Genomic DNA, 21276 nt, shown 5'->3' with positions numbered 1-21276 from the left:
TCATATTTTTCCGTTGACGTATGACACGTTGTCGTATAGTATTGGATTACGCCTAATTGTGACACGTTGTCACTTATTTGATCGGAGGAATAACAATGCCTAAACAAACATTTTTTAATTTAGAAAGAGAAAAAAAAGAACTATTAATTCAGGCAGCGATGAAAGAATTTTCAAGAGTTCCGTTATTCGAAGCATCGATTTCTAATATTATTAAAGACGCTGGAATACCGAGGGGAAGTTTTTATCAATATTTTGAGGATAAAGAAGATGTTTTCTTCTTTTTATTAAATGATCATTCTAAAAGAGATAATGAAAAATTCATTTCAATATTAAAAGAAAATGAGGGTGATTTATTTGACTCATATATTGAATTGTACCAATATATGCTAGAAAAATTCAAAAACCTAGAAAATCGAAATTTTTTTAGAAATGCCTTTTTAAATATGAATTATAAAGTTGAAAATACATTTACTCGAAATATGAACGAGGATAATCATAAAAATAGATTGTCCGAAATCATGGTCTTAATAAATAAAGAAAAATTAAATATTACAGAAGAACGAGAAATATTTCATGTTATGAAGATTATCACGGCGGTGACTTTTCACAATCTTATTCAAAATTTTGCGAAGGAAATACCATTCGATGAGTCGGTGGAAAACTATACTTTAGAAATTTCATTACTAAAAAAAGGGCTCTATAAAAGGGTGGAAAATTAAATGATATCCACAAAAAAAGTGAGGGATTTAAAAAGGTAATTCTGTTTAGAATTATTTTTCACAATATCATTGGCATATTATCGGAAAATGAGGAGAAATGTAAATATGTTGAAAATATTTAAATACTTAAAACAAAAAGAATGGATACTTATTGTTGCTAGTATTGTGTTCATTGCAGGTCAAGTTTGGTTAGATTTGAAACTACCAGATTTTATGTCTGAAATTACAACCCTTGTACAGACGAAGGGTAGCGAAACGAGCGAGATATGGGCAGCAGGAGGAAAGATGCTTTTATGTGCTCTCGGCAGTATGATTTTATCAGTTGTTGTTGGTTATTTTGCGGCGAGAGTAGCAACTTCCCTTTCAAAAGAATTGAGAAAAGGGGTATTTAACAAAACGTTATCTTTCTCTATGGAAGAAATTAATGGTTTTTCAACGGCAAGTCTTATTACTCGTTCTACTAATGATATAACGCAAATACAGCAGACTGTTGCAATGGGTCTTCAAGTTATGATTAAAGCTCCTATCCTTGCGGTTTGGGCCATTTTGAAGATTACAGGTAAAAGTTGGGAATGGTCAGCGGCAACAGGAGTAGCAGTCGTTGCTTTGCTTGTAATGATAGGCAGCATTATCATCTTTGTGCTACCGAAATTTAAAGTAGTCCAAAAAATGACAGATAATCTGAACCTAGTAACAAGAGAAGGTTTAACTGGTATTCGTGTTGTTCATGCCTATAACGCACAAGAGTATCAAGAAGCAAAATTTGAAAAAGCAAATGAAGATTTAACAGATACAAATCTTTTGGTGAACCGCCTGATGGCCATTATGCAGCCGGGTATGGGTCTAATTATGTCAGGTTTAACTCTTTCTATCTATTGGATTGGGGCTCATTTGATTATGAATGCAGGTGGAATGGATCGAATCGGTTTGTTCAGTGATATGGTAGTATTTTCGTCTTACGCAATGCAGGTCGTTATGGCGTTTATGTTATTAGCGATGACGTTTATTATGCTGCCGCGTGCTTCAGTATCTGCAGCACGTATTAATGAAGTGTTAGATACCCCTCAGACAATTACGGATGGGGAGATGAAGGCGTCGCCTAAGGGAGTTGAAGGTGAAATCGAACTGCGTAATGTGAGCTTTAAATATCCTGACGCAGGAGAATATGTTTTGAAAGATATTAGTTTTACGGCACATAAAGGTGAAACTGTCGCTTTTATTGGCTCTACTGGTAGTGGCAAAAGTACGCTGATTAATTTGATTCCAAGATTTTATGATGTTTCTGAGGGAGAGGTTATAGTCGACGGGATCAATGTAAAAGAGTATGCACAAGAAGCCCTTCATAATAAGTTTGGTTATGTGTCTCAAAAAGCCGTATTATTTTCAGGTACAGTAAAATCCAATGTGGCATATGGTGATAACGGCCAAACCTTGCCGATAGATGAGGATATCAAAAAAGCGGTGGAAATTGCCCAAGGAAAAGAATTTGTAGAAAAAATGGATGGCGAATATAATGCTGCTATTGCCCAAGGCGGTACAAACCTTTCTGGGGGACAAAAACAACGCCTTTCTATTGCAAGAGCAGTAAGCAAAAATCCTGAAATCTTTATTTTTGATGATTCGTTCTCTGCACTAGATTATAAAACAGATCGTCAGCTTCGTTCTACCTTGAAAAAAGAAACGAAAGGTGCGACGACCTTGATTGTAGCACAGCGAATTGGAACGATTAAAGATGCTGACAAAATCATCGTTCTTGACGAAGGTAAAATAGTAGGTATGGGAACACATGATGAATTGTTGAAAACTTGTAAGACTTATCAGGAAATTGCCTATTCACAACTATCGAAGGAGGAGCTGGGAAATGCGTAATAATCAAACAAATAGTCCTCGAAAAAGTAGCGGTGGCCCAGGAGGAATGGTAGCTCCTGGAGAAAAGCCAAAGAACTTTAAAAAGCCGTGGGGAAAGTTAATTGCCTATTGTAAACCGTATTTACCAGCGATTGTCTTTGCGCTTGTATTGGCAGCTGTAGGAACCATTTTTACTATCATTGGGCCCAATATGCTTAGTGAAATAACTGATTTAATTACGGAGGGTATGGCAGGTAAGATTGATATTACGGCAATAGGAAATATTGCTCTACTTCTTGCTATTTTGTACGGACTGAGTTTTATTTTCAGCTATATTCAGTCGTTTATTATGGCCACTATTACTCAGCGAGTATCCAAACGATTACGTACGGATATTGCTGACAAAATCGATAAATTACCATTAAAATATTTTGACTCTACGACCTATGGAGATGTATTAAGTCGTGTCACAAACGATGTAGATATGATTGGTCAGACTTTAAATCAAAGTGTTGGTTCGTTAGTGACAGCGGTCGTTATGTTCCTAGGGTCTTTAATTATGATGTTCTCAATTAATGTTACGATGACACTTTCGGCTATTGCTGCAACGGCAGTTGGATTTGTATTAATGATTTTCATCATATCCAAATCACAAAAATATTTCATACGCCAGCAGAAAGACCTTGGTAGAATGAATGGGCATATTGAAGAAATTTACTCAGGGCATGATATAGTGAAGGTTTATAACGGCGATAAAGAAGCGAAGCAACAATTTAATAAAATCAATGAAAGCTTGTTTAAAAGTGCGTGGAGATCACAGTTTATGTCAGGGATGATGATGCCCCTTATGATCTTTATTGGAAATTTGGGATATGTTGTTGTTTGTGTAGTAGGTGCTACACTAGCGATGAAAGGTACCATTACATTTGGTGTTATCGTTTCATTTATGGTTTATATTCGTTTATTTACACAGCCATTGTCTCAGTTAGCACAGGCAGCAACAAGTTTGCAGTCAACTGCTGCAGCAAGCGAACGTGTATTTGAATTCTTAGACGAAGATGAGCTTGAAGACGAAAGTGACAAAGAAACTATATTAAATGCCAATGATGTCAAAGGTAATGTGGAATTTAAAAATGTTAAGTTTGGATATACGAAAGAGAAGCTTATTATTAAAGATTTCTCTGCTCATATCAAAGCCGGCCAAAAAGTTGCAATTGTTGGACCTACCGGTGCAGGGAAAACAACGCTTGTTAACCTCCTTATGCGTTTCTATGAAGTTGATAGTGGTGAAATAAAAATTGAGGATGTACCGACTAATTCGATTACTCGTAAAAATGTTCATGATCTATTTTGTATGGTGTTGCAAGATACTTGGTTATTTGAAGGTACGATTAAGGAAAATATAATTTATAACAAAGTAGAAGTAACTGATGAAGAAGTAGTTGCGGCTTGTAAGGCAGTAGGTTTGGACCATTTTATTAGAACTTTGCCTAAAGGTTACGATACAGCTTTAAATGATAAAGCGAGCTTATCTGTAGGGCAAAAACAGCTGCTTACTATTGCAAGGGCCATGGTAAAAAAAGCACCGTTACTTATTTTAGATGAGGCTACTAGTTCCGTTGACACTCGTACTGAAGCGCTTATTCAAGAAGCGATGGATAAATTGATGGTGGGTAAAACATCATTTGTTATTGCACACAGACTTTCAACAATTAGAAATGCCGATTTGATTTTGGTTATGAAAGACGGAGATATTATTGAAAGTGGTAATCACGAAGAGTTAATTGCTGAAAAAGGATTTTATGCGGATTTATACAATAGTCAGTTTGAAGATGCATCTTAAAAATCGAAATGGTTTTGTTTTAAACCGAGAAAAAGCAGCACGAGTTAATAAATAATAAAGGTTGATTATCCCCTTAAAGGAGATAGTGTGAAAAACTACATTTTCAATGTGGAATGTTACACTATACTTGAAGGGGATATTTTCATGGAGAAAAATATAATCTCATTTCCAAAGTATATAGATGGGAAAAGGGAAAACCGTACATTATTATGGAAATGGCAAACGAAGTTAGGATCCAATTGCTGAAGAATGTGATTATAATTTAAATCAAAAGTAATACATGTTGCCTCAGTATATAAATAAGCGCTTTGATAATTTCATGTACCGAATTTAGAGTATAGAAAAAGGAGCACCACATAATTAAAAAGGGCGCCCCTGCATCAAAATGTTATTTCTTCTTATCTTTATCCAATATATTCTGCTCTTCAGCAAACTCCGTACCATATGCAAAGCGGCGATTAATATGAATGTTATCATTGTTGTGCCTTGTGTGTGAGCTAGAAAAGCGATGAACGATTACTTCAGATAATGTAAAGACTGTAGCGGAAAGGAAGCTGCCCCATGCTATTTGCATGTAATTGTCTAATAAAATATTACCGAAAATCCATACGCTTAAATACGTTAGTAAGAAATCCGACATAATGGCACCAGTATTGCCAATTCGGTTTAATATGATTTTATCGACGAACATATAGGATACGATTGTAACAAAGAGACTAAATGAAATAATTTGGACGAATGTTGCAGGGAAAAATAAAGCAAGTCCAATACTAAATGCGATAATGCACGATATAAACTTAATAAGAACTACAGTAAAACCATTCAATATTTACACCTCCGATTTATACATAGTTTTACAATAAATTTAGGAGTTCATACATTGTAACAAATATATTTACATAAAACTTTTTCACGTTCGTTTTTGTCTAAATATTAAAAAAACAAAGAAAAAATGTTATAGTAAAATGAGAGTATATGACATTTTTAGGTAAGGGGGAATCCATGGTGTGGATTACTTCAGAAGTAGAAATTCCAGATGAGTTAATTGATCATCTTGAACAAGGAAAGTTAGTACTATTTGTTGGAGCGGGAGTTTCTATGAAAGGGAAATCAAACTTACCGAATTTTGATGATCTAGTTGATGAAATTGCGAAAACGTTATATGTGGAAACGCGTGAAATAACAGAACCACATGATTATTATCTTGGTAAAATTGCGAAAACAAAAGATGTACATCAAGTTGCAAGAGATTTAGTTCATACTGAAAAATCAAAACCGAATCCGCTTCATTATGCGATTCCGAGGTTGTTTCCTTTAGATACAGAAGTCCGTATTGTAACGACAAATTTTGATCGGCATTTTACAACTGCGATGAAAGAAATGAATAGAGAATTAAACGTATATTACGCACCTGCGTTACCTACAGGTCGAGCGTTTAAAGGACTCGCTTACATACATGGCAATATAGAACAAGAGAAAGAAGCATTAATATTAACAGATGGTGATTTTGGAAGGGCTTACTTGACGGAAGGATGGGCAAGAAGATTTTTAGTTGATTTATTTTCGAATTATACCGTTTTATTCGTTGGATATAGCCATAATGACCCCGTAATGAAATATTTAGCGACAGGTTTACCGCCAAGTACAAGGCGTTTTGCATTTGTTGCACAAGGGGAAAATACGTACCACTGGGAGCATTTAGGAATACGGCCGATTGTATATCCGAATAAAGGCAATAATCATCAATCTCTCGTTAAAGCAGTGAAGCGATGGGCGGAATTAATGGGAGATAATTATATTACAAAACGAATGCGGATTCGTGACATAGTAACAGTTCCACCGTCAGTAGAGCAGGAACAATTATCATACATAAAACAATCCATAAAAAAAATTGAAACAGTCCGCTACTTTGTTGAATTTGCTCATGATTATGAATGGGTGGAATGGCTTGAAGCAGAAGGAAAATTACAAAATTTATTTTTAGTTACATCAAATGATAATGAGGTAGATGAATTACTTGCAGAATGGTTAGTGGAACAATTTCTTTTTAGTCATCAAAAAGAATTATTTCAATTGATTTTTAAAAATCATTCTAAAATATCTCCGTTATTATGGAGAACAATTTGCAGCTACCTAAACGAAACAAAAATTAAAATGGACCCGTTGTTGTTTGCAAGATGGACACTTCTTTTACTAGAAACAGCTGAAAAAGATAGTAAATCAATTGAAAAAATTTCTTACTTACTCCAAAAATGTTCTTTTCCTGAGCATAAAGAGATTGCTTTATTATTACTAACGTTTATTTTGGATGGAAAACTTAAATTGAAGCGGGAAAGAAAATGGGGAAATGATACGCAAGAATCAATAGAACTTGAGGAATCGAGTCGTTTGCCAGTATCTACATTTTCTTATGTGGAGCAAATTTGGAATGAGAAAATGAAGCCGCATATTTCCTATTACGCCGTTCCAATTATGATGATGGGAATAGAGAAGATGCGAATGTTATCACTAAGACAAACAGCCCTGAAAAAAAGGGATAAGGAAAATGCGGAAAAAGAGTTTCAGCAAAATGACCTTGCGTTTTTAATTCAAATTGTAAAAGAGTGTTTAGCCTATTTATGTGAAAACAATGAGAAAAAGGCTAATTATTATATTACAGAAATGATAGAAGCAAACAGCATACTTCAAAATCGAATTGCAATTGATGCGATGAATAAAAATATATTTGTTAGCGCCGATGACAAAATGAAATGGTTGTTACAGGAAGAACTTCTTTTAGATGTCACGTATAAACACGAAGTTTTTCAACTTATAAAAAATCATTTCGCACTCTCTTTAGAAAAAACAAAAGAAGAAGTCATTCAAATTGTACTGAAGGACCTTGCGGAGGAGAGGGCATTTGATATTTGTTTAGTATTAGATTTATTATTCATTTGTGACTCGAGTAGTCCATCGACGGCAAAAGGTTATGAGGTAATGAAGCAAAAACATCCTCATTTTCATTCTGATCGATACAGTGTACAAAAGAAAGAGATCATAGAACAAAGTATTACTTGTAATGTAACGGCCGATGGATTATTACAGCTGAAAGATGATGAAATTATGAAGCAAGTTCGTCAATTTTCTCAAGACGGTGTTTTTGAACAACGCCATTTTTTAGAGATGTTATCGAAAGCATGTAAGTTAAATACAGAGTGGAGTATTTCATTTGCTTATCAATTAGTTGGTATGCACGAAATAAGTAATGAAGTATGGTTTGTTTGTATTAGAGAGTGGCGAAATAACCGAGGATTGACAAATGAACAAATCCAAAAAGTAATTCCGCTATTACAGAAATTTGTTAGAAATACTGCTTTTCATTGGTTAATTAGTAGCTTTCTATATGAAATTAGTAATCGATTAGAAGAGTTGGAGGAAAATAGTATACGCAATGTGAAACGTTTTGCTTTTTCGGTATTCCCTCAAGTAATGAAAAGTGATACAGATTTTAAGCTTGGAAAACAAGATTTTTACAACGAATCGATTCAGCATCCTGTTGGGAAAATGACAGCTGTATTATTAAAATTGCTATCATATGATCATTTATACGATCGCAATGTGTATGAATATTTATTTTTATTTGAAGAACAAGTAAGAGTTAGTTCAAAGCGGACAAATTTTATGATGGCCCGTTTAGTAGCAGATATTACATTTCTTTATCATATTGAGAAGCAATGGTGCCGAAAATATTTGTTACCGTATTTAGAGTTAAAGAAGGAAAATGAGATTACGAAATATGCATGGGCAGGTTTATGTTACACGCAAATAAATTTACCTTTATTTTCAGAAATGAAGCGATTTATTAAGTATGCGGTAGAACATTTGGAAGTATTACATCCGCATACAAGGGAAGCTTTCTTGAAATGGCTTAGTTTTGTATTTATTAAGTGTGTATTGTATTGGGAGCAAAAAACAGATTGGTTATACCCGTTGCTTATACAAGAAAATGAAGAAAATAAAATTAAATTTATGCAGTTTTTATGCTATTACATCAAAACGTTGAGTGCAAAAGAACAACAAAAATTTTGGGTAGCTTGGCTCAGTATATTTTTGCGAGAACGACCGAAAATGGGTGAAATCACAACTAGAGAATATGTAATGCTTTTACGTATTATTTTATTTATGGATGAAATATTAGAAAGAGGATTATCTATCATATGTAAAACATTTTCGGATGTAGGCGGAAAAGGGAATCAAACGGAGTTCAAACAGCTATTTAATGAAATACTTGAAAAGACGGAGAGTATAAAAATGTATAAAGAATTGTATGCAAATATATTTTTCACTTTACTGCAAACGCTTCAGGAAGCCGATATACTCGAAATTGAAATCATGCAAATAAAAGAAGTATTAATCCGATATGGAGTAGAAAAACATGTATTAAATGCAATAGATAATGAGATAATTCGCATCGGAATGGTTATGGAGAATTTACAAGAAGAAATGTAGGACTAAAGTGGAATTTTAAAAAATATATAAAAAGTTGTTGACAGTGTTTTGAAAAGCGTTCTATAATACGAATCATACTTATTCAATTTCAAAAACATTTGAATAAACAAAGTGCAATGAAGAGATCACAGTAGTGGTTAGTCTTACTGTAACAGAGAGCTGGTGGTTGGTGTGAACCAGTACAGGGATAATCATGAATTACAGTCTTGGAGCATCTTTTTCGTAGTAAAGATAGTATTGTCTTTATGAAGGAAAAGCGGTCAATTGATCGTTAACAGTGAAGAGAGGTAGACGGAAAGTTAGTCTACAACTAGGGTGGTACCGCGATAAATATCGTCCCTACTGATTTATTCAGTAGGGACTTTTTGTATTTTAGTGGTCTAACTTGAAAATTAAATATATATGCGTTGAAAGGAAAAGCAGTAGTTGTTGTTTCCCTGTAACAGAGAGCTGGTGGTTGGTGCGAACCAGTACAAAAACAAGAGCGAATTACAGTCCTAGAGCATCTTTTTCGTAATAAAGATAAGTATTGTCTTTATGAAGGGAAAGACGGTCAGATGATCGTTAACAATGAAGAGAGGTAGACGAAAGAAGTCTACAACTAGGGTGGTACCGCGATAAATATCGTCCCTACTGATTGGATCAGTAGGGATTTTTTGTACAAAAAAGTGGGTTTTTATCTAGTAGATAGTGTCCTTATGGTAAGTATTCGTTTAAAATAAGAAGAGGTATCGATTCCACTTAAAATTTGTATAATTTATCAGTTCAGAAAATAGAGAATTTTTCATTCTCTTACTATACTTTTAAAACATTCGAGGAGGATTTCCAAATGGCAAATCATGAATTAGATCAATTACGTAAACAGGTAGATGAAATTAACTTACAACTATTACACCTTTTAAACAAACGTGGTGAAATCGTTCAAAAAATTGGGGAACAGAAGCAAGTACAAGGTACGAAACGTTTTGATCCAGTACGTGAGCGTGAAGTGCTTGATATGATCGCAGAGCATAACGAAGGACCATTCGAAACGTCAACAGTTCAACACATTTTCAAAACAATCTTCAAAGCTAGCTTAGAATTACAAGAAGATGATAACCGTAAAGCATTACTAGTATCACGTAAAAAGAAACAAGAAAACACAATCGTTGATGTAAAAGGTGAATTGATTGGAAACGGAACACAAACGTTCATCATGGGACCTTGTGCGGTAGAAAGCTTAGAGCAAGTTCGTCAAGTAGGGCAAGCGATGAAAGACCAAGGCCTAAAATTAATGCGCGGTGGTGCTTTCAAACCGAGAACATCTCCATATGATTTCCAAGGTTTAGGAGTAGAAGGATTACAAATTTTACGCCAAGTTGCAGATGAGTTCGACTTAGCAATCATTAGTGAAATTTTAAATCCGAACGATGTTGAAATGGCATTAGAATACGTTGATGTAATTCAAGTTGGTGCACGTAACATGCAAAACTTCGATTTATTACGAGCTGTAGGTAAAGTTAACAAGCCAGTATTACTAAAACGTGGTTTAGCAGCAACAATTGATGAGTTCATTAACGCAGCGGAATACATCATTGCACAAGGTAACGACCAAATTATTCTATGTGAGCGCGGTATCCGCACATACGAAAGAGCAACACGTAACACATTAGACATTTCAGCAGTACCGATTTTAAAGAAAGAAACACATTTACCAGTTATCGTTGACGTAACACATTCAACTGGGCGTAGAGATTTATTATTACCAACAGCGAAAGCAGCACTTGCAATTGGCGCAGATGCAGTAATGGCTGAAGTACACCCAGACCCAGCAGTTGCATTATCAGATTCTGCACAACAAATGGATATTCCAGAATTCCATAGATTCATGGATGAGCTAAAAGGATTCAAAAATAAATTATCTTAATTCCATATTATATATGCGCTGAAGAGGAAACAGTAGTGCTTATCTCACTGTTAAAGAGAGCTGATGGTCGGTGTGAATCAGTACAAAGGTAAGCATGAATTACAGCCTTGGAGCATCTTTTCCGCCAACTTTTGGAGGGAAAGACGGTCAAACGATCGTTAAAGAAGAAGAGAGGTAGACGAAAGAAGTCTACAACTAGGGTGGTACCGCGATAAACATCGTCCCTACTGAGCGCTCAGTAGGGACTTTTTTGTACAAAAAAATAGTAAAGGGGTAAGAGAAATGAGATACATTACAGCTGGAGAATCACATGGGCCGCAGTTAACAGTTATTTTAGAAGGTGTACCAGCAGGTTTAACATTAACAGCGGAACATATTAACAAAGAATTATTAAGAAGACAAAAAGGGCACGGACGCGGAAGACGCATGCAAATAGAAACTGATACAGTTGAAATTGTAAGTGGTGTTCGTCATGGGATGACACTTGGCTCACCAATAACGTTAATCGTTAAAAATGATGATTTCAAACATTGGACGAAAGTGATGGGTGCAGAGCCAATTTCGGAGCAAGAAAGTAAAGAAATGAAACGTACAATTACAAAACCACGCCCAGGACATGCGGATTTAAACGGCGCAATTAAATATGGACATCGTGATATAAGAAACGTACTAGAGCGCTCATCTGCAAGAGAAACGACAGTTCGTGTAGCTGCTGGTGCAGTTGCGCAACAAATTTTGAAAGAATTAGGCGTAGAAATTGCAGGGCATGTTCTTGAAATTGGTGGTGTGCAAGCGAAGCATATTGCTAACTTACCGATAGAAGAAATTCAAACAATAACTGAAAATTCACCAGTTCGATGTTTAGATAAAGAAGTAGAACAAGAGATGATGGATGCGATAGATAACGCTAAAAGTAGTGGGGATTCAATCGGCGGTATTGTTGAAGTCATTGCAGAGGGTATGCCAATAGGTGTTGGTAGTTACGTTCATTACGATCGTAAATTAGATGCAAAACTTGCTGGTGCAATTATGAGTATTAATGCATTTAAAGGTGCTGAAATTGGCGTTGGTTTTGAAGCGGCAAGGCAGCCAGGAAGTAAAGTGCACGATGAAATTTTATGGGATGAAGAAAATGGATACACGAGAAAAACGAATAATGCCGGCGGTTTAGAAGGTGGTATGACAACAGGAATGCCAATTGTCGTAAGAGGCGTTATGAAACCAATACCTACATTATACAAACCGTTAGCAAGTGTTGACATTGATACGAAAGAAGCTTTCCAAGCGAGTATTGAAAGATCTGATAGTTGTGCAGTACCAGCAGCGGGAGTAGTAGCTGAATCTGTTGTAGCATGGGAACTTGCACATGCACTAGTCGAACAATTCGGAAAAGATCGTATGGAGTTAATTCAGCAAAACATTACGCAACACAATAAATATGCAAAAGAATTTTAATAAAAAGGTGGTTTTAACATGCAAGTAAAAGATCAACTCTCATCATTACAACCATATAAACCAGGTAAATCACCTGAACAAATGAAAGAAGTGTATGGAGATCATTCATTTGTGAAATTAGCATCGAATGAAAATTCATTCGGCTGTTCACCACGTGTTTTAGATGAGTTGCAAAAATCGTGGTTGGAACATGCTTTATATCCTGACGGAGGTGCTACAACGCTCCGTCAAACAATTGCAGATAAGTTACATGTACAAATGGAACAAGTACTTTGCGGTAGTGGTTTAGATGAAGTTATTCAAATGATAAGTCGTGCAGTACTGAAGGCAGGAGATAACATCGTAACGGCAGGTGCAACATTCCCTCAGTACCGTCATCATGCAATTATTGAAGGGTGTGAAGTGAAAGAAATTCCTTTAAATAACGGCGTATACGATTTAGACGAAATTTCTTCAGCGGTAAATAATAATACGAAAATCGTATGGATTTGTAATCCGAATAACCCGACAGGCACATATGTGGATGATCAAAAGTTGACGCAATTTATTGAAGATATTAGTGAAAATACGTTAATTGTCATTGATGAAGCGTACTATGAATACGTAACAGCAAAAGATTTCCCAGAGACATTACCGCTTTTAGAAAAACATAAAAACATTCTTGTACTTAGAACATTTTCTAAAGCGTATGGATTAGCTTCTTTCCGCGTTGGATATGCGATTGGCCAGGAAGAGCTAATTGAGAAATTAAATGTCGTACGTTTGCCATTTAACGTATCTTCATTAGCACAAAAAGCAGCAACGATTGCTTTTGGTGATGACGAGTTTATTGAGGAAATAGTTCGTGTGAATACAGAGGGATTACAACAATACGAGAGCTTTTGTAAGGAAAATGAAATTCCATTTTATCCATCGCAAACAAATTTCATCTTCTTACCGGTAAATGATGGTGGAGAGATTTATGAGGCTTGTGCACACGCAGGGCTTATTATTCGTCCGTTCCCAAATGGTGTCCGTATTACAGTCGGAACAAGGGAGCAAAATGAAGGAGTGATTTCAGTGTTAAAACAACACTTTGAAAATAAAGAAAGAAAGTCTCGAGATGAGGCAAATGTGTAAAAAGGTAGTTTTAATTGGAACTGGTTTAATCGGAGGCTCTCTTGCATTAGCAATTAAGAAAGAGCACGATGTAACGATAACAGGTTATGATATTTTTCAAGAACAAGTAGAGCGTGCAAAAGAATTACACGTAGTAGATGAAGTAGCGGTAGATTTACAGCGTGAATGCGAAGAGGCACATTTAATTGTTTTTGCTTCTCCAGTTGAAGAAACGAAGAAGTTATTACACAAATTAGCGTCATTTCGTTTAAGAGAAGATGTTATTGTAACCGATGTTGGTAGTACAAAAGGAACGATTATGAATGAAGCGGAAGCTTTATTTTCAAAGGAAGTATCTTTCATTGGTGGACATCCGATGGCAGGTTCTCATAAGACTGGAGTTGAAAGTGCAAAAGCGCATTTATTTGAAAATGCATTTTACATTTTAACGCCGATGAATCATGTGCCAAATGAACATGTGGAAGAACTAAAGCGTTGGTTACAAGGAACAGGATCTCATTTTCTCGTTTTAAATACGGAAGAACATGATTATGTAACAGGGATTGTTAGTCATTTTCCGCATCTTATCGCAGCAGGATTAGTAAAACAAGTGGAGAAACATGCAGGAGATAATCCACTTATTCATCAACTAGCTGCCGGAGGGTTTAAAGACATTACACGTATCGCATCTAGTAGCCCAAAAATGTGGAGTGATATTGTTAAGCAAAATCGCGAGCATTTAATGGTATTATTAAAAGAGTGGATCTCTGAAATGGAAGGTTTATATGATACAGTTTCTACCGGAGATGCAGGCGAGATTCAAAACTATTTTGCAGACGCGAAAGAATACCGTGACTCTTTACCAGTACGAAAGAGAGGGGCAATTCCTGCCTATCACGACTTATACGTCGATGTTTTAGATAAAGTAGGGGCATTGGCTCATATTACGAGTATTTTGGCACGCGAAGAAATTAGTATTACGAACTTGCAAATATTAGAAGCGCGTGAAGGATTGCTTGGGGTATTACGTATTAGCTTCCAAAGAGAAGAGGATCGTATGAAAGCAAAGCTAGCGCTTGGAGAAGAAAAATACCAAACTTATGAAACAATTTAAATGAGAAGGTGAAAACGTGAAGGAAAGAACGATACAACCTGTTAATAACGGATTAAATGGCAACATTACAATTCCAGGAGATAAATCCATTTCACACCGCGCTGTCATGTTCGGGGCGATTGCAGAAGGAAAAACAACAATTAAAGGTTTCTTACCTGGTGCAGACTGTTTAAGTACGATTTCTTGCTTTAAAGAAATGGGAGTAGACATCGTGCAAAACGGTGATGAAGTCACTGTAGTTGGTAAAGGGTTAGAAGGCTTACAAGAACCGAAAGCTGTATTAGATGTTGGTAATTCTGGTACAACAATACGTTTAATGTCAGGTATATTAGCTAACACACCATTTTTCTCTTGCATACAAGGTGATGAGTCTATCGCAAAAAGACCGATGAAACGTGTTACAAATCCATTAAAACAAATGGGTGCAAACATTGATGGCCGCGAAGAAGGAACATTTACTCCATTAATAATACGTGGCGGAGATTTAAAAGCAATTGAATATATTTCTCATGTCGCAAGCGCACAAGTTAAGTCAGCTATTTTACTTGCTGGACTTCGTGCAGAAGGTGTAACAGCTGTTACAGAACCACATATTTCCCGTGACCATACGGAAAGAATGCTTGAAGCATTTGGCGTTAAAGTAACTCGCGAAGGAAAAACAGTGAAACTAGCAGGTGGCCAGAAGTTAACAGCGACAGATGTTCAAGTACCAGGTGACGTATCATCGGCTGCATTTTTCTTAGTGGCAGGTGCGATCATACCAAATAGTAAATTAGTATTAGAAAATATAGGGATGAATCCAACTCGTACAGGCATCATTGATGTATTAGAGAAAATGGGTGCCACATTTACTGTAGAAGCAATTAACGAAGGTGCATCAGAACCAGCTGCAAATATTACAATTGAAACATCTTCATTAAAGGGAATCGAAATTGGCGGAGATATTATTCCAAGATTAATCGATGAAATTCCTGTTATTGCTTTAGCGGCAACACAAGCAGAAGGAATTACAGTAATTAAAGATGCACACGAATTAAAAGTTAAAGAAACAAACCGTATTGATACAGTCGTTGCAGAATTAACGAAACTAGGAGCTCGCATAGAAGCAACTGACGACGGGATGATTATTTACGGGAAATCAGCTCTAAAAGGGAATACAGTTAATAGTTATGGTGATCACCGTATCGGAATGATGCTTGCGATTGCCGGCTGTCTAGCGGAAGGAAAAACAACAATTGAAGACGCAGAAGCAGTAGGCGTATCATATCCTACATTCTTCGAAGAACTTCAAAAGTTAGCAAAATAAAGTAATAAAAAGCAGATACGGGATGTATCTGCTTTTTATATTGGATTCGTGTCGTTAAGTCCATATAATTTCATTCACCACACTTAAATATTGAGAATTATGGTACAATTCAAACAAGGAATGGAGGAGAAATATATGAACGTTATGCGATTAAAAGAAGATAGATTTAGAGAAGCATTGTGCTTATCGGAATACGCTTTTCAATATAAAGTTGATGAGGAACGATTGCAGCAACAACTTACAAAGATGAAAGAAAGTCATGAAATATACGGTATTATGGAAGGGGAAGATTTAGCAGCAAAACTGCATCTTATTCCGTTTCATATATACATAGGAAAAGAGAAATTTAAAATGGGAGGCGTTGCAGGGGTAGCGACGTATCCAGAGTATAGAAGAAGTGGATATGTGAAAGAATTGCTTCAACACTCACTTCAAACGATGAAAAATGACGGATATACAGTATCAATGCTACATCCATTTGCTGTTTCATTTTACCGTAAATACGGCTGGGAACTTTGTGCGAATCTCTTTGTATGTCGTATGACAAAGAGTGATTTAGTTATGAAAAACCAAGTAAATGGTACTGTGAAACGTTTCAATAAAGAAAATCATCCAGAAGAGGTGGAAAAGATTTATGAAACATTTGCAGAACGTTTTTCCGGTATGCTAGTTCGCGATGAAAAATGGTGGTTGCAAGCAGTCTATAATGATTTAACATTAGCGATTTATTACGATGAAAATAAAACGGCAGCAGGTTATATGTTGTATAAAATAGAAAACTACAAAATGACAGTAGAAGAATTTGTTCCACTGCATAATGAAGCGCGAAATGGTCTGTGGAACTTTATTTGTCAGCATGATTCTATGATTAAAGAACTTGAAATGACAGTAAGTGAAAACGAACCGTTGTTATATACACTGCAAGAGCCGCGAGTAAAGGCAGAAATAAAGCCATATTTTATGGGAAGAATTGTAGATGTGGAGCAGTTCTTAAAACAATATGAGTTGAACTGGAACAATGCACAGCAAGAAGTGATCTTACATATTACAGATTTACTTGCTCCGTGGAATAACGTAACAGTGAGGCTTGCGAATAATGAAATAACAATTATAGAACAACCAATGGATAAAGGGATCAAACTAGATATAAATGCACTATCTACAATATTGTTTGGATACAAACGTCCTATAGAACTAAATGAACTTGAATTAATTAGCGGAAGCGAAGAGGAAATACGAGCATTCGAGAATATAGTACCGGTGCACAAGCCGTTTATTTATGATTTCTTTTAATTTGCATATATGAAGTTGGGCTATCCCAATGAAGTTTCGGGATAGCTTCTCCTAATACTGTCAGTTTTTGACGGTAAGTCGATATATCAAGAAAATCTCCGATATAATTGTAGTTGCGCTGATATATTAAGAAAATCGCTGATATAATTTCATTCACAAGTAAGGGATAAAAAACCGCAACGATGCTTGTCACACACTTGACTTTTAAGCCATCTAATTTATAATTAAAAACGGAATGAATTTTCATTCCTGAAAATTGAGGTGAAAAAAATGGCTAAAAATAAACAAGAAGACATTTTTGATGCTGCAATACAACTTTTTGCAGAACGAGGTTATGATGGTACAACAATTCCGATGATTGCTGAAAAAGCAAAAGTAGGTGCTGGTACCATTTATCGCTATTTTGAAAATAAAGAAGCGCTTGTTAATTCTTTATTTACGAAAAGTGTTTTACAACTATCAGAATTAATAAAAACTGATTTTCCAGTCAATGCAAATATTCGTGAACAGTTTAGCCATACATACAACCGTTTATTTGAATTTGCAAGACAAAATGCAGATGCTTTTCTTTTTACAAATTCTCACTGTGATAGTTATTTTCTCGATGAACATAGTAATGAAATATTCGAGGACTTTATGGGTTTCTTTATGGACTTAATTGAGGATGGAATCGAAAAAGGTTTTCTTCGTCCATTACCACCAATTGCTTTAATTATCATTGTATATCAACCGATTGAAAAATTAATTAAGGTAATGGAAACAGGGCAATTAGAATATACAGAAGAATTGGTAAAAGAATTGGAAGAAAGTTGCTGGAATGCTATTAGAATCATTTGATTCTATAGCGTTATAAGGACAGGAATGAACATTCATTCCGATAAGGGTATGAAAAAGAAAAGCAGGAGATGATAAATCTATAAAACTAAAGGAATGAATATTCATTCCGAATTCCGCAGTATAATAGAGCTAAAAATTAATGTAATAGAATGATAGGAATGAACGTTCATTCCGTAAAAGTATTTTAAAAAGAGTGGGAATGAATATTCATTCCTTTGCAATTTTCATAACGGGAGAGGATTCAAATGAGCAAGCTGAAAAATTGGAGAAGTTTATCTTTTCTACTATGGATCGTTATTACTATTACAATGATCGTAACGATGCCTAATATGGATAAATTAGTGAAAGAAAAAGGGCACATTACGATTCCTAATACAGAACAAAGTAGTATTGCTGACAAAATGTTAAAAGAGATGGATAAAGACGGGACTGAAAAGTATGACATTATAGCTGTTTTTAATAGTGGTAGTAAAGCAGCTTTAACAACTGAGCAAAAAGAGGAAATAACAAAAACAATCAATGCCCTGCAAAATGAAAAAGAGCAATTAGGAATAAAGGAAGTTGTTTCACATTTAGATAATAAAGACTTGGAGAAACAATTAGTTTCTAAAGATAATACGACTATTTTAACGCAAATATCAATAGATAAAAAACATGGTGAAATATCAAAAGTTGCAAATAATCTTCATAAAAAGGTACAAACGAAAGAGGTAACAACGTACTTAACAGGAAGTGACTTAATAGCGGGTGATTTTCTTACATCCTCTCAAGAGGGAGTGAAAAAGACAGAAGTCATTTCAATCATTTTCATTCTTGTAGTATTAATCATTGTATTCCGTTCACCTGTTGTTCCGTTTGTTTCACTTCTTACAGTTGGTGTATCGTACTTAGTTTCAATGGGGGTTATTGCCCATCTTGTAGACCAATTTAATTTCCCGTTTTCAAACTTTACGCAAGTCTTTGTAGTTGTCGTTCTATTTGGGGTGGGAACAGACTATAACATTTTATTATTTACGAGATTTAAAGAAGAATTAAGTAAACAAGAAAACGCATTTTTGGCTACGAAAGAAACATTTAAATCGGCAGGGAAAACCGTTTTATATAGCGGGATAGCAGTATTAATTGGTTTTGCATCTCTTGCTTTAGCGAGCTTTAAATTATATCAATCTACTTCAGCGGTAGCAATTGGTGTGGCAGTATTATTACTCGTATTAACTACGTTAAATCCATTTTTTATGGTGCTTCTAGGTAAAGGGATGTTTTATCCAGTTAAAACATTTAAAGGTCATGAAGACAGTCGTTTATGGGGATTCTTTGCGAAAAACTCAGTAGCAAGACCATTTGTAGCATTAATTATTGTATTCGTGATATCGATTCCTTTCGTATTAAAATATTCTAATACACTTAATTACAATGACTTATTTGAAGTAGACAATAAGTACGAATCAAAGATGGGGATTAACGTAATAGAAGATCATTTTCCGCCGGGTTTTTCTTCACCAAGTACGTTAGTCATTCAATCTAACAAAAAATTAGATGAAGGAACGTCTCTACAAACTTTAGATGAGTTAACTGATAAAATTTCGAAAGTGAAAGGTGTTTCAGAAGTATATGCACCGACGCGTCCAACTGGTGAAAGGATAAAAGAACTATATATAAATAAACAAGCGGGGGAACTAAATACAGGATTAGGAGATGCCAATGGTGGTATAAAGGAAATTAATGGTGGATTAACTACTGCGAAAGATAAAATGGGTAATAAGGACTCAAATAGTCTTGCAAACGTTCAAAAGTTAATTGATGGAACAAGCGAAGCGAAAAACGGTGTAACAGCATTAGGAACAGCTTTACATCAACTATCAAGTGGCATAAATGACGGAGCACAAGGTGCGCAGCAAATTGAGAGTGGATTAACTTCAGTAAATGAAAATATAAATGTTTTATCTAATGCAACGTCACAGCTTCATGCTGGCTATGCACAGTTAGAAAAAGGTTTAAGTGCTTACGATCAATACTTCGGAAGCATTTCTCAAGCGATTGATGGTGCAAAAAAAGGCTACGAACAAATCGAAATGCTAATGACTAATTTCATTCAAACGAAACCAGAATTAGCAAATGATCCGAACATACTGCAAACGATAGGAATTGCTAAAGAGGCTCAAAAGCAATTAGGCGTGCTTTCAAATGAATTAAATCAATTAGCAACGCAGCATAAAGCGGCGATGGGCTCATTTAAAGAAGCAAATCAATCGTTATTGAAAGTGGATAATGGCTTAAAAGAAATGAACAATGGAGTTACTAAATTACAAAAAGGAGCAGCTGATCTTAAAAATGGATTAGATGAAGGTGCTTCAGGTTCAAAACAAATTGCGAACAAGTCATCTGAGTTACAAACCGGATTAACAAAAATAAATGATGGGCAAGGCCAGTTATTAACTGGGCTGAAAGACTTGCAAGAACAGATGGGACAATTACAATCAGGATTATCTAAAAGTACAGAAGGGCTCGAAAAGGTAAGTAACGGACTAGGAGATGCTCAGAAATATTTAGGAGAACTGAATGAATCAAAAAGCTCTGAGAAATTTTATATTCCAAAAGAAGTTTTAGAGGGAGAAGATTTCCAAAAAGCATTGGATACGTACATGTCACATGATAGAAAGACTGCTAAAATGACGATCGTTTTAGACGTAAATCCGTATTCAAAAGAGGCGATGCCAATCATTGAAGAAATTAATAAAACGATAGACGGTACGTTAAATGGTACAGAATTAAATTCGGCGAAAAAAGCAATCGGAGGTACAACCGCTAGAAACGTTGATTTAAAAGAAGTAACAGGTCAAGACTTCTTACGTACAGCTACGATTATGTTAATTGGAATTGCAATTGTACTAATCGTGATTACACGTTCATTATTAAACACCATCTTTATTATTGGATCGTTAATATTAGCGTACTTTGCATCATTAGGGATAAGTGAACATGTTAGTACGCATGTTTTACATGTAGATTCATTAAGCTGGAATGTTCCATTCTTTAGTTTCATAATGATTGTCGCTTTAGGAGTGGATTATAGTATTTTTGTAATGATGAGATACAATGAGTTAGAAGGGGACCCAGCGACGAAAATTGTAACTGCTTCTCGTCATATTGGAGGAGTTGTATTATCAGCGGCACTTATTTTAGGCGGTACATTTGCTGCATTAATCCCTTCAGGTGTATTGACGCTTATACAAGTAGCATCTGTTGTTGGCGTTGCACTGTTACTACTAGCTATCATTGTGATGCCAATATTGTTACCTGCTTTAATAGGGTTAACGAGTAAAATGAAGAATTATGCAAAGAAATTAAGTAAAAGAAAATAAAAGAATC

13 protein-coding genes and 3 other annotated features are annotated in these 21276 nt (G+C 35.4%); of the genes, 12 read left to right on the top strand and 1 reads right to left on the bottom strand.

Annotated elements, in window-relative coordinates; all coding sequences use genetic code 11:
* Positions 1-95 precede the first annotated feature (95 nt).
* The 3 genes from KZZ19_RS14370 to KZZ19_RS14360 all read left to right on the top strand — a co-directional run bounded on the left by KZZ19_RS14370 (position 96) and on the right by KZZ19_RS14360 (position 4410).
* Entirely contained in the window at positions 96-719 is a 624-nt protein-coding gene (locus tag KZZ19_RS14370; protein ID WP_048547590.1) for a TetR/AcrR family transcriptional regulator, read from the top strand.
* 105 nt (positions 720-824) lie between these two features.
* Positions 825-2588, top strand: a complete 1764-nt coding sequence (locus tag KZZ19_RS14365) for an ABC transporter ATP-binding protein (RefSeq protein WP_098047776.1) — start codon at positions 825-827, stop codon at positions 2586-2588.
* Entirely contained in the window at positions 2581-4410 is a 1830-nt protein-coding gene (locus KZZ19_RS14360) for an ABC transporter ATP-binding protein (RefSeq protein WP_088096761.1), read from the top strand. The genes KZZ19_RS14365 and KZZ19_RS14360 overlap by 8 nt, the downstream gene beginning before the upstream one ends.
* A gap of 388 nt (positions 4411-4798) precedes the next feature.
* Here the strand turns inward: KZZ19_RS14360 and KZZ19_RS14355 are convergent, their stop codons facing one another.
* Complete coding sequence (locus tag KZZ19_RS14355) at positions 4799-5236, bottom strand: YndM family protein (protein ID WP_016087419.1); 438 nt, start codon at positions 5234-5236, stop codon at positions 4799-4801.
* Positions 5237-5385: 149 nt separating this feature from the next.
* Between KZZ19_RS14355 and KZZ19_RS14350 the strand changes: the two genes are divergently transcribed.
* From KZZ19_RS14350 to KZZ19_RS14310, 9 genes are all read left to right on the top strand, one after another.
* The gene (locus KZZ19_RS14350; protein WP_237980156.1) at positions 5386-8898 is read left to right on the top strand and encodes a DUF4020 domain-containing protein; all 3513 of its coding nucleotides are present in this window, start codon (positions 5386-5388) and stop codon (positions 8896-8898) included.
* Positions 8899-9005: 107 nt separating this feature from the next.
* Positions 9006-9242, top strand: a binding site (T-box leader).
* A 54-nt stretch (positions 9243-9296) separates the two neighbouring features.
* Positions 9297-9533: a binding site (T-box leader), on the top strand.
* A 194-nt stretch (positions 9534-9727) separates the two neighbouring features.
* Complete coding sequence (locus tag KZZ19_RS14345) at positions 9728-10804, top strand: bifunctional 3-deoxy-7-phosphoheptulonate synthase/chorismate mutase (RefSeq protein WP_088096758.1); 1077 nt, start codon at positions 9728-9730, stop codon at positions 10802-10804.
* A gap of 9 nt (positions 10805-10813) precedes the next feature.
* Positions 10814-11033 (top strand) — a binding site (T-box leader).
* Positions 11034-11086: 53 nt separating this feature from the next.
* The gene (gene aroC / locus KZZ19_RS14340; protein ID WP_237980158.1) at positions 11087-12259 is read left to right on the top strand and encodes a chorismate synthase; all 1173 of its coding nucleotides are present in this window, start codon (positions 11087-11089) and stop codon (positions 12257-12259) included.
* Positions 12260-12277: 18 nt separating this feature from the next.
* Positions 12278-13378 carry a histidinol-phosphate transaminase gene (hisC, locus tag KZZ19_RS14335; protein WP_237980162.1) on the top strand — a complete coding sequence of 367 codons (1101 nt, stop codon included), beginning with the start codon at positions 12278-12280 and terminating at the stop codon, positions 13376-13378.
* Positions 13371-14471: a prephenate dehydrogenase gene (gene tyrA / locus KZZ19_RS14330; protein WP_237980163.1), complete on the top strand. Its 1101-nt coding sequence runs from the start codon at positions 13371-13373 to the stop codon at positions 14469-14471. The genes hisC and tyrA overlap by 8 nt, the downstream gene beginning before the upstream one ends.
* Before the next feature lie 16 nt (positions 14472-14487).
* Positions 14488-15777 carry a 3-phosphoshikimate 1-carboxyvinyltransferase gene (aroA, locus tag KZZ19_RS14325; protein WP_237980164.1) on the top strand — a complete coding sequence of 430 codons (1290 nt, stop codon included), beginning with the start codon at positions 14488-14490 and terminating at the stop codon, positions 15775-15777.
* Between the two features lie 135 nt (positions 15778-15912).
* Positions 15913-17070 carry a GNAT family N-acetyltransferase gene (locus KZZ19_RS14320; RefSeq protein WP_237980165.1) on the top strand — a complete coding sequence of 386 codons (1158 nt, stop codon included), beginning with the start codon at positions 15913-15915 and terminating at the stop codon, positions 17068-17070.
* Between the two features lie 270 nt (positions 17071-17340).
* On the top strand, positions 17341-17907 hold the full coding sequence (locus KZZ19_RS14315) for a TetR family transcriptional regulator (RefSeq protein WP_001107293.1): 567 nt from the start codon (positions 17341-17343) through the stop codon (positions 17905-17907).
* Positions 17908-18152: 245 nt separating this feature from the next.
* Positions 18153-21269 carry an MMPL family transporter gene (locus KZZ19_RS14310; protein WP_237980166.1) on the top strand — a complete coding sequence of 1039 codons (3117 nt, stop codon included), beginning with the start codon at positions 18153-18155 and terminating at the stop codon, positions 21267-21269.
* Positions 21270-21276 lie beyond the last annotated feature (7 nt).

The organism is Bacillus thuringiensis (assembly GCF_022095615.2).
GTDB lineage: Bacteria > Bacillota > Bacilli > Bacillales > Bacillaceae_G > Bacillus_A > Bacillus_A cereus_AG.
Note: the sequence above shows the minus strand (reverse complement) of the source record. Positions and strands in the feature narration are given on the sequence as shown.